Origin of the sequence: Pseudomonas sp. T1.Ur, from assembly GCF_023516725.1 — a bacterium.
Taxonomy (GTDB): Bacteria; Pseudomonadota; Gammaproteobacteria; order Pseudomonadales; family Pseudomonadaceae; genus Aquipseudomonas; species Aquipseudomonas alvandae.
This window is the reverse complement of the sequence record NZ_JAMGSN010000001.1, coordinates 3450501-3462931: the sequence shown is the minus strand read 5'-3', so window position 1 is coordinate 3462931 and position 12431 is coordinate 3450501. Positions and strand designations below refer to the sequence as shown.

At 54.5% G+C, this 12431-nt stretch carries 3 protein-coding genes; all 3 read left to right on the top strand.

Annotation, left to right across the window (positions count from 1 at the left end):
• Nucleotides 1-259 precede the first annotated feature (259 nt).
• The 3 genes from M8Q45_RS15295 to M8Q45_RS15285 all read left to right on the top strand — a co-directional run bounded on the left by M8Q45_RS15295 (nt 260) and on the right by M8Q45_RS15285 (nt 12279).
• Complete coding sequence (locus tag M8Q45_RS15295) at nt 260-796, top strand: YbhB/YbcL family Raf kinase inhibitor-like protein (RefSeq protein WP_249875438.1); 537 nt, start codon at nt 260-262, stop codon at nt 794-796.
• Between the two features lie 131 nt (nt 797-927).
• Nucleotides 928-6537, top strand: coding sequence for an ATP-binding sensor histidine kinase (locus tag M8Q45_RS15290; protein WP_283939051.1), 5610 nt, complete (start codon nt 928-930; stop codon nt 6535-6537).
• Between the two features lie 267 nt (nt 6538-6804).
• A complete protein-coding gene (locus M8Q45_RS15285; RefSeq protein ID WP_249877336.1) occupies nt 6805-12279 on the top strand; it encodes a trifunctional serine/threonine-protein kinase/ATP-binding protein/sensor histidine kinase in 5475 nt (1824 codons plus the stop codon).
• Nucleotides 12280-12431 lie beyond the last annotated feature (152 nt).

Here is a 12431-nt window from a genome sequence, read left to right as displayed (position 1 = left end):
CGGTTTTTAGGGAGGGGGCTGTCGTCATGATTCAACATGTTTCTTCATCTGAAGGAACAGGCTGAGAGGCGCGATCTCTCAAGCTGTACCAACGGTGTTATACACCTTGGTATGTTGGGGTCATACCTTTGGAGAGGCTAGACGCTACATAAGCACTAAAGGTTCATGCGGAGAGATTTAAAAGATGTCCTACAGCATAATTGCCGCTTGATGGCGTCCGGTCTAGCGTAGTGGGTGTTAAGCCACCCATGAGGTCGTGATGAAAAACAAACTGATTCCATTGGCCCTGTGCTTGAGTATTTCACTTGCCAGTAACGCTGATGATTTTTCCTTGGCAAGTCGGAATATTGTTGATGGCCGGTCGCTTACCGAGCGTGAAGTCTTCAATGGTTTTGGCTGTAAGGGAAAGAACATTTCGCCTGAGTTGTCATGGAGCAACGCGCCGGCAGGTACAAAAAGCTTCGCTGTCACCGTCTACGATCCGGATGCCCCAACGGGAAGTGGCTGGTGGCATTGGACAGTGGTCAATATACCCCTTTCTATTAAAAGTTTACCCAGTGGCGTAGCCCACCTGCCGGCGGGTGCGATCCAAGGGCGGACTGACTACGGCCAATCAAAGTATGGCGGTGTTTGTCCGCCACCTGGGGACAAACCGCATCATTATCAATTCACCGTCTGGGCATTAAAGGTAGAAAAGCTATCGCTGGACGCCCAAGCCAGTGGGGCACTTGTAGGCTATATGCTTAATGCAAATGTGCTTGCCAAAGCGACTATCACCTCTACCTACGGGCGATAGTCTTAGCAGCACGCAGGTGTCGTACATAATGCTTGGCCTGGCGTAAAAGCCGGGGTTTCTGTCATGGCTTGATCGTTCATCGCAGAGCTACTCTGTGCGGGCGGTCGATTAACCTGCCTCACAGGAGCTATATGCATGAAAGGAGCCAGCAGTGGGTAAAACATAGGGGCCTGACGTCGGTGAAAAAAAGTCCGCAGATACTTTTGGAAGACGGGGAGCGCATAGTTTACCGAGAACAGTGCACTCGATACGGTAGCGCCGTTGCCATATTAATCGTGTCGCCCGCGGTTAATCAGCCATCCAAAGGTACGCTTGATCGTCTTGCTCATGAGTATGAATTGAAGCACCAACTGCTCGATGAATGGGCAGTGAGACCACGCGAGCTGAGGTCTGAGTCCGGCCAGGTTCAATTAGTGCTCGATGATCCAGGTGGTGATCCCCTGGCACGACTGCTCGTTGGTCCAATGGAGCCAGGTTTTTTTTTGCGTATGGCTGTGGACATTGCGGAGGCGCTGCACCAGCTTCACCAACACGGCCTTGTCCATAAGGATATTAAACCCACGCATATCTTCGTGAATGGTGAAGATGGGCGTGCGCGCTTCACCGGGTTCGGTCTCGCCTCGCAGGTGCCGCGTCATCGTCAACAGCCCGAGCCTCCAGACACCATCGCCGGCACGTTGGCTTATATGGCGCCTGAGCAAACGGGTCGAATGAATCGATCCATTGATTCGCGAAGTGACCTTTATTCGCTGGGTGTGACGTTTTATCAAATGCTTACCGGCTCCTTGCCCTTTACGGCATCAGATCCATTTGAATGGATCCATTGCCATCTTGCCAAAAAACCTTTGCCACCCAGCGAGCGATTAACCACCATTCCGAACATGCTCTGTCGGATTGTAATGAAGTTACTCGCAAAAAATGCCGAGGACCGTTTCCAGACGGCTGAAGGCCTCAAGCATGATTTGCAACGCTGTCTGCGCGCGTGGCAGAGCCGAAAAAACATAAGCGTCTTTGCGCTTGACGATCACAGTGTTCTCGACAGGCTGGTGTTTTCAGAAAAACTCTACGGGCGAGAGCGAGAAGTCGGGATTTTGGCTGACTCCTTCGAGCGTTGCCATCGGCAGGGTCGGCCGGAACTCGTACTCGTGTCCGGGTATTCCGGTATCGGTAAGTCTTCAGTGGTTAATGAATTACACAGGATATTAGTGCCAAGGCGCGGACTGTTTGCCGAAGGTAAATTCGACCAATACAAACGCGATATACCCTACTCGACCCTGGTCCAGGCGTTTCAAGGCGTAGTGCGCACATTACTCGGCAGGAGCAATAAAGAGCTGTTGAAATGGCATGAGGCATTGCTGGAAGCCCTGGGTACTGACGCTCAGCTGATAACTGATTTAATTCCCGAACTCAAGCACATCATTGGTGAACCACCCTCGGTCCCGCCATTCGAGCCTCAGCAGGCTCAACGCCGTTTTTTGCGGCTTCTACGCCGTTTTATAAGCGTATTTGCAAAAGCCGAGCATCCGCTGGTGCTGTTCCTTGACGATTTGCAGTGGCTGGATGCTGCAACGCTCGATCTCATTCAAAGCCTCTTGAGCAGTACGCAGGTAGGTCATTTACTATTGATTGGCGCTTACCGTGACAACGAGGTGGATGACTCACATCCACTTGCGCGAAAACTTGAAGTCATCAAAGGTTCGGGGGCCAGGGTTGAGGAAATCGTCTTGGCCCCCCTTGATCAAGAGCACGTTGAACTGCTTATTGCTGATGCATTGCATTGCGAGCCAGCGAATGTCGCCTCGTTGGCCAGGCTGGTGCATGACAAAACCGCTGGTAACCCTTTCTTTGCTATCCAGTTTTTGCATGTGCTTTGCAGTGAACAGCTGCTGAGCTTCGATCACGATTCGCTGAAGTGGCGCTGGGACACTCATCGTATTCATGCAAAAGGCTACACCGACAACGTCGTAGACCTGATGATCGATAGACTGGTGCGCCTACCTGAAGAGGCTCAGGAGGCAATGCAGCAGCTCGCATGTCTCGGTAAGAGTGCGTCTGTCGCAACACTCTCGGCCGTGTTGGGCGTGTCGCACGCTCGCGTCCACGCTGTATGCGGGGACGCGGTCCGTCATGAAATGGTTGAACGCTTGGGCGACCATTATGTATTCGTTCACGATAGGGTCCACGAAGCTGCTTATTTGCAGATGTCCGAGCCTTCCCGTGCAGCGCTTCATCTACGAATCGGTCGCCTGTTTTCACAACAAGCTTCGCCCGATAGATATGAAGAAATAATCTTTGAAATCGTGGGCCACCTCAATCGCGGTGCCGAACTCATCACAGCTGGGGACGAGTTGGAGCAATTGGCTCGTTTTAATCTAGCTGCTGGCCTACGGGCCAAGGCATCTGCCGCTTATGGTTCTGCGCTTACTTATTTTGCGACAGGTAACAGGTGGGTCGCTGACGGCTGGCAAATCCAGCCTGCACTTAAATATGCCTTGGAATTCAACTGTGCCGAGTGCGAGTTTTTGACGGGGCAGGTAGACGCGGCTGACCAACGGCTCGCGCTTTTATCAAGCCAAACGGAGGATACGGTCGAGCGAGCAGAAATTGCGTGTCTGCACATTGATGTTTGCTTGCTTCTCGATAGAAATGACCGAGCGGTGGATGTGTGTCTCAATTATCTTCGATATGTCGGCATCGAATGGTCAGCGCATCCGGACGATAAAGCGGTTCAGACCGAGTACGACAAGATCAAGGAGTTACTTGGCGAACGCAGAATTCCCGAGCTGATCGACTCGGCGTCAATGGAAGACGAGGTCGCTCTCGCAACCATGAGGGCGCTGATTACCCTGTTTTCCCCAGCGTTGCATACCGACCAGAACCTGGCGTGCCTGACAGTCTGCAAAGCGGTCAATATCAGTCTGGTTTACGGTAACAGTGACGCGTCTTGCGTGGCCTACGCGAATATTCCCAGGATCGCCGGACGGCGCTTTGGCGATTACGAGGTGGGCTTCCAGTTCGGGCAGCTTGGGTGCGATCTCGTGGAGCGACACGGTTTGACACGCTATGAAGCGCGCACGTACCTGGCGTTTGCGCTTTTTGTTGCACGATGGGCAAGACCTGTGCGCGATTGCACTGAGCTTTTAAACCGGGCGTTTGATGCTGCCAACCGAGTCGGTGACTTACCCTTTGGCGCGTTCTCATCCAACATTTTGATTTCAAATCACTTGTTTGCCGGCGAACCGCTTCGCGAACTGCACAGCGCGGCCGAAGTAAGTCTCAAATACGCCAAAAAAGTGCGTTTTGGTCTTGTCGTCGACTTCCTCGAGAACCAGCTTGCGCTCATACGAATGTTTCGCGGCTTGACGCCCGTGTTTGGGTGCCTGGATGACGAGGTGTTTAGCGAGGTTCACACTGAAAATCGTCTTGAACAGGCCTCCCCAGTGCTTGCCGGCTGGTATTGGATTCGAAAACTGCAAGCCTGTTTTTTCGCGGGAGAGTTCGAAGCCGCTGTGCACGCCGCGTTGAAGGCTAAACGGCTGATTGCAATTTCACACTCCTTCCTGGAGGAGGTTGAATATTATTTTTACGGAGCGCTGGCTATCGTTGGCCTTTGCGGCAAGGTGTCAACACAGAGCCGAAAGCAGCACCTGAAAATGTTGGCTCCTTTTCACGCGCAATTGCAGATTTGGTCCGAGCTTTGTCCTGAAAATTTCGAGTCTCATCTAAAGCTCGTGAAAGCGGAGATCGCCCGTATCGAAGGCCGCCCGCTCGACGCCGAAGCTCAATATGAACATGCGATTGACGCGGCTCGCCGAAGCGGATTTGTTCACATCGAGGCGCTGGCGAATGAGCTGGCATCGAATTTCTACGCCGGTCGCGGTCTTTTGAAAGTCGCGCGCGTTTACATGCAAGACGCTCGATTCGGTTATCTGCGCTGGGGGGCTGATGGGAAGGTAAGGCAACTTGACGAGGCGTTCTCATTTCTGAGGACCGAGCAGCCTCCATCAAGCTCCACATCCACGATCGTCGCCCCGGTTGAAAACCTCGACCTCGCAACTGTATTGAAAGTCTCACAGGCCGTATCCAGCAGTATCGTTCTGGAAAAGCTGGTGGATATGGTCATGCGGACAGCGATCGAACAGGCGGGAGCCGAGCGTGGTTTGCTGATCTTGTTAGATCATGGCGAACCTCGAATAGTCGCAGAAGCAACCACGGAAATGGGAGCGACCCAACTGTGCCTGAAAAGTACAGGCTTGAACGCAACATTTGCGCCGGAATCCGTCGTTAATCATGTACTTCGCTCTGGCGAAAGTGTTGTCCTCGACAATGCAGCGACACACATCGTTTTTGCGGCTGACCCTTATATCCAACATCATCGCGCCCGTTCCGTCCTTTGCCTTCCTTTGATGAATCAAGCCAAGCTTACGGGGGCGCTATATCTTGAAAATAACCTGGCTGTTCAGGTCTTTATTTCCACTCGCATCACCACGCTCAAATTACTCGCTTCGCAAGCCGCTATTTCCCTTGAGAATGCGCGGCTGTATCGCGAGATCGCAGATCGTGAAGCCAAGATTCGTCGCTTGGTGGACGCTAACATCATCGGCATTGTCGTCTGGACCACTGATGGCGATGTTGTGGACGCCAACGACGCCTTTCTCCAGATGCTGGGATATGAGATGGAGGACGTTGTCTCGCGGCGCCTGCGCTGGAGGGACCTGACGCCGCCAGAGTTTCAGGATATCAGCGAGCAATCCATGTTGGAGGCGGTCACCCACGGTCGAGCGCGGCCCTTTGAAAAGGAATATTTTAGAAAGGACGGAAGCCGTCTGCCCGTCATTGTGGGGTTGGCCATGTTCGAGTCAAACCTCAAGCAAGGCGTTGCGTTTGTGCTCGACCTCACTGAACGCAAACAGGCGGAGCGAAAAGTCAGCGAGAGCGAGCGGCGCTACCGACAAGTACACACCGAATTGGCCCATGCCAATCGCGTGGCGACAATGGGACAGCTCGCAGCGTCAGTGGCCCATGAAGTTAGCCAGCCAATTGCTGCAGCTCTGAACAACGCTCATGCGGCATTGCGTTGGTTGGATGCCCGACCCGCCGATCTGGGAGAGGTCAGGCAGTCGCTTGTTGGTATCACCAGAGACGGGAAACGTGCGGCGGATGTTCTAGGGCGTATTCGCGGACTCATTCGCAAGGCACCGCCACAGAGAGAATCTGTAAGCATAAATATTGCAATCCAGGAAATGGTCGAACTGACCGGCAATCAGGCTGCCGCCTGTGGCGTCGCTGTCCAAACTCAATTGCTGGAAGGTTTGCCATTAGTCCATGGAGACAGGATCGAACTGCAACAGGTGCTTCTCAACCTCATAGTCAACGCTTTCGAGGCGATGAGCGATGTTCGGGACGGCGTGCGCGAGTTGATGATAAGCACAGCGCTGGACGACGCTGGAGATGTGGTCGTTGCCGTTGCCGATTCGGGCCCGGGATTCGATCCTGAATCCTCCGGGCAGATCTTCAATCCGTTTTACAGCACTAAAGCCAACGGCTTGGGTATGGGGCTTTCGTTATGCCGCACGATCATCGAGGCGCACGGAGGACGAATGCTTGCCTGTCCCAACAATCCGCGCGGCGCTGTCGTTCAGTTCAATGTTCCTTTGATGCATCAGATCGATGCAAGCCAATACGCAACGCCCAGATCCCGCCACGGCTTGCCTGAAGCCCCGTTGACTGGAGAGCGGTGACGGGCGGCTCATATCGTTTTGCCAACGCTGCCGTGCAAGACATTCCTGATTCAAGTAAGCAATCCGCGTGAGGCGAGGATCCTCGGCCGAATCGCAGGCTGACCCTTCACCGCACGGCAGATATGCCGGTATGCGAATGGCATATGTCCGACCTGACCAGCGTCCCCAACTGGCCGGTTACATCATTAGTGCGCACTGAGTCTGCCAGTCTGATCGTTACAGGCAGTGAATTTTAACTACGAATGAGTCTGCGACGTGATGAACAACCTGCAACTATTGTGGAACGACGGTGAGCGCGTTTTATATCGGACGGCACCGGCGAACGACGGTCCCGCCAGCCTGGTGGTCCAGGCTGCTTCAGACCAGCCACTATCGGTGAGTCTACAACGCTTCAGTCACGAGTTTACGTTGAAGGAGGAGCTGGATAGCTCTTGGGCTGCGGTACCGCTGGATTTCGTGCGTGACGGTAGCCGCACGCATATGGTGCTCGATGATGCGGGTGGAGAACCCCTTGCAAAATTACTGACCGGGCCCATGGAAACTCATCAGTTTTTGCGTCTGTCTGTGAGCATGGCGGTGGTCCTGGGCATGTTGCATCGGCGCGGTCTTGTGCACAAGGATCTCAAGCCTTCGCACATCCTGGTCAACTGCAATGATGGAGAGGCGCGGCTCACGGGCTTTGGCCTGACATCACGGTTGCCACGCGAGCGGCAAGCACTTGAGCCTCCTGAAACTATCGCGGGTACCTTCGCCTACATGGCGCCTGAGCAAACTGGCAGGATGAACCGCTCAATCGACTCACGCAGCGATCTATATGCCCTGGGCATTATCCTGTACGAGATGGTCACGGGTTCGCTGCCTTTTACAGCTGCCAATCCCATGGAGTGGGTGCATTGTCATATCGCCAAGAATCCTGCAGCACCGAGTCAACAACTGAGCACCATTCCAGAAGCGATCTCGCGAATCGTCATGAAGCTACTTGCGAAGACCGCAGAGGATCGATATCAAAGTGCAGCGGGTGTTGAATTTGATCTGCGCCGTTGTTTGTCAGACTGGCGGCAGCAGCATCGCATCGGGTGTTTCAAGCTGGACAGACACGGCTCCCTTGATCGCTTGCTGATTCCCGAAAAACTCTACGGGCGTGAATCTGAAGTTGAAACGCTGGTGGCGACTTTTGATCGAATCGTCGACGGCGGTCCGCCCGAACTCGTATTAGTCACCGGATACTCAGGTATTGGTAAATCCTCGGTCGTCAACGAGCTGCATAAGGTGCTTGTGCCCTCTCGGGGACTGTTCGCTTCGGGAAAATTCGACCAATACAAACGCGATGTTCCCTATTCGACCTTGATACAGGCTTTCCAAGCGCTGGTGCGGACGCTCTTGGGTAAAAGCGATTGCGAACTCGCTGATTGGCGCAAGGTGATCGTTGCGGCACTCAATCCTAATGCGGCGCTCATCACGGAGCTCATTCCGGAGCTGAAGCTTATTATTGGCGAGCCGGCTCCCGTGCCGGAACTTGAAGCGCAGCAGGCGCAGCGACGCTTCATGGCGGTGTTTCAACGCTTCATCGGTATATTTGCTCAAGCGGAGCACCCGCTTGCGTTGTTTCTCGATGATCTGCAATGGCTTGACGCAGCCACCCTCGACTTGCTTGAACATCTCCTGACGGGGCCCGAATTACGGCATCTGATGATTATCGGAGCCTACCGCAACAATGAGGTGGATGAGGCCCATCCTTTGAGCGGCACACTTCAGTCCATCCGCAGCGCTGGCGTCAGGGTTGAAGAGATCATTATTTCACCTCTTGTCCGGGCTCAGGTCGCCCAATTGCTTGCCGAAGCACTGCATTGCGAATCAGAGCGGATTGAACCTCTGGCTCAACTGGTGCAGGAAAGGACCGCTGGCAACCCTTTTTTTGTGATTCAGTTTCTCCAGACCCTTGCGGATGAGGAACTGCTGACCTTTGATCATGACACGCTGCGATGGCGATGGGACGCACGTCGAATTCACGCCAAGGGTTACACGGATAACGTCGTGGACCTGATGGTTGGCAAACTTTCACGACTGCCTGTTGAAACTCAGCAGGCGTTGCAGCAAATGGCTTGTTTGGGCAACGTTGCCGACATCACTACACTGACGACAGTCTTGGACCTTCTGCCCGCACAGGTCCATGCAGTGTTTTGGGCGTCGATTCGTCAGGAGTTGGTCGTCCGCGTTGGTGACGCTTACGCATTTACCCACGACCGAATTCATGAAGCAGCTTATTCGCTTACACCCCCAGTTGGGCGAGCTGAAGCGCATCTGAGGATTGGCCGGCTGCTCGCTGCGCAGACTGAACCGCAATCCCTCGAGGCGGCTATCTTCGAGATTGTCGGCCAGCTCAACCGCGGCGTTACGCTAATTAGCGATCAAGATGAGCGCGAGCAATTGGCCGAGTTGAACTTGATTGCCGGTCGGCGCGCGAAGGCGTCGACAGCCTTTAACTCGGCTCTTTCCTATTTCACCGTCGGTGCTCAGCTCCTCGACGAGAATGGATGGACAAATCGGGAGGAGCTGAAATTTGCTTTGGAGTTATCTCGAGCCGAATGCGAACTCTTGACTGGTCAAACGATCGCTGCCGAAGAACGACTGTTGACGTTATCGCACCGAGCGGCGACGGTGGCTCAGCGCGCTTCGGTTACCTGCCTGCAGATAGAGGTTTATCTGATCCTCAATAAAAGCGAACAGGCGGTCACCGTGTGCCTGGGTTTCCTGCAACATGTGGGGATTGTTTGGTCATCTCGTCCCAGCGATGAACAGGTCCATGATGAATACCAGAGCATTTGGTCAATGCTTGGAGACCGGAGGATCAGCGAGCTCATCGATTTGCGCCCCATGGAGAATACGGCTGCTCTTTCGACCGTTCAGGCCTTGACCACGCTATTCTCAACTGCTCTCAACTTTGATGGGAACCTCGCCTGCCTGACGATCTTCAAGGTAATAACGCTAAGCCTGGAACATGGAAATTCCGATGCCTCCTGCCTGGGATATGCAAATTTCCCAAGAGTCGCGGGGCGCTTGTTTGGAAACTACAGGGCTGGGCTGGAGTTCGGCCAGCTAGGATGTGATCTGGTCCAGCGGCGCCGACTGGAGCGTTATCAAGCGCGCACGCTTTTGAGTTTTTCCCTTTTCGTATCACGTTGGGCGCAACCGGTGCGGACCTGCGCTGACCAACTACGAGTTGCATTCGACGCTGCAAATCGTAGTGGTGACTTTGCGTTTGGTGCCTTCGCCTGCAATAGCCTTATCTCCAATATGCTTTTTAATGGTGATCCGCTCACTGAAACCCTGCATGCAGCTGAACGCGGTCTGGCATACGCACAAAAGGTGCGCTTTGGCCTAGTCATCGGTTTTCTGGAAAATCAGATTGCATTAATCCGCATGCTTCGTGGTTTGACGCCTGTGTTTGGTTGTCTTGATGGGGGGCAGTTTTCCGAAGACCAAACCGAGCGGACTCTGGCCGGAAACTCCAAGCTACTCGTTTGCTGGTACTGGATACGGAAGCTGCAGGCACGCTATCTCGCCGGTGACCACGTAGCGGCCTTGGATGCCGCCTTGAAGGCCCAGCCGTTTTTGTGGGCCTCTCATTCTTTCCTCGAGGAGGCTGAATATCACCTCTACGCCGCGCTGACGATAGCAGCGCTTTACGAGACGGCTTCCAGCAATGAAAAGCGATGCTACCTGGATAAGTTGGGAGGGCATTACCAGGAGCTTTTGATTTGGGCGGATTTGTGCGCACAAAACTTCGCCAGCCACACGGCCTTGATCGGGGCCGAGATCGCCCGGTTAGAGGGGCGTCTTGCTGAAGCGGAGCTGCTCTATGAACGGGCCATCGAGGCTGCCCAAGACGCTGGATTGATCAATCTGGAAGCGCTGAGCAACGAACTTGCTTCACGTTTTTACGCCAATCGAGGTCTTCAGAAAATATCCCGGCTATTGCTTATGGAGGCCCACCATCGATATCAAGCTTGGGGAGCCGAGGGTAAGGTTCGGCAGCTTGAGAAGTGTTTCCCGCTTTTGAGAGCGGAAGCCGCTGCGTTTGTTCCCACGGCCACTACAACCACTCAGGTTGAGCATCTCGACCTTGCCACCGTACTCAAGGTGTCTCAAGCCGCATCGGGTGACCTGGTTCTGGAGAAGCTGATCGACACGGTCATGCGCACCGCCCTCGAACAGGCCGGTGCTGAGCGCGGCCTACTGATTCTTTCGCGAGGCGGCGAACATCGCGTGGTGGCGCAAACCACCGTAGAAGGCGAGATCACCCAACTTGGTGATGCACCGGCGGGCGCAGAGCTTTTACCCGAATCGGTGCTTAATCAAGTTTTGCGAACCCGAGAAGCCGTCTCCATCCCCGACGCGGAGGCTGATCCGTCCTTCGCCTCTGACCCCTACGTTCGCAAAGCTCGGGCCCGATCAATTCTGTGTCTACCCCTGATGGTCCAGACCCATTTCACTGGAGTGCTTTACCTGGAAAATAACCTGGCCGCACGGGTCTTCGACTCCACACGAATAGCGGTACTCAAACTGGTCGCATCGCAAGCTGCGGTCTCGTTGGAAAATGCGCGTTTATACAGAGACGTCGCCGAGCGCGAAGCAAAGATTCGACGCCTTGTGGATGCCAACATCATCGGAATAGTGTTCTGGAATATCAACGGCACAATCATCGAGGCCAATGAAGCGTTCCTGCGGATGGTTGGATATGAGCGAGAGGAACTCTCCTTGGGTCGGGTCCGCTGGAGGGATCTTACGGCACCTGATTTTCGCGAGGCCGCTGAACGGGCATTGGTTGAAGCGCTAGCACACGGACGCGCGGCTCCCTATGAAAAAGAGTACGTCAGGAAAGATGGAAGCCGCGTCCCGGTAATCGTGGGTTTGGCAATGTTCGGCGCGAAGAGCGAGGAGGGGGTGGCTTTTGTGCTCGATCTGACTGAGCGAAGGAGGGCGGAGTCAAGGGTTCACGAAAGTGAGCGCCGATACCGCGAGGTACAGACAGAGCTTGCTCACGCCAACCGCGTGGCGACGATGGGTGAGCTCGTCGCCTCGATTGCTCACGAAGTCAGTCAACCGATCGCCGGAACGCTGAACAATGTGGCAGCGGCTCAACGGTGGCTTGAACGTCAACCTCCGGATCTTCATGAGGTCGGCTTGGCGCTCAAACGTATTCTGAAAGACGGGGAGCGTGCAGCCGCCGTGCTCAATCGCATTCGCGGCCTGATACGCAAGGCTCCCCCTCAAACGAGCGCCGTGGACGTTAATGCCTGCATTCGCGAGATGGTGGATCTTACCCGTAGCCAAGCCCACAAGAACGGCTCCTTGATGCAGGTCCGGCTGGCCGATGACTTACCGTTTGTTAAGGGCGATCGGATTGAGCTTCAGCAAGTGTTGCTTAACTTGATCGTCAACGCGCTTGAGGCGATGAATCTTGTCGCCGATGGTGAACGTCGGCTTCTCGTGGATTCAGCATGGGACGGCAGTGGACAGGTGGTTGTCAGCGTGACGGATTCGGGGCCTGGGTTCGTGGCTTCGAGCACTGAGCAAATATTCACTCCTTTTTTTACCACCAAAACGACAGGCCTGGGGATGGGCTTGTCGATCTGTCGCTCAATCATCGAGGCGCATGGGGGTCAACTCTGGGCACGTGCAGAACAACCTCGGGGGGCAACTATCCAGTTTTCTTTAGTGCCTTACACCGAGGACGCATGACTCTGCGCGGCGGGCGCCCGCGGTTTACGGGGTTGCAGCTCCGCCAGAAATGGTGCCGGGGCCTATCCAGCGGTATCGGAGCGCTAAACCAAAGGATACTAGGCCATGCTGTGTTGGGCCGCGCACAATCCAGCTTTTCAAAGAGAGCCTTA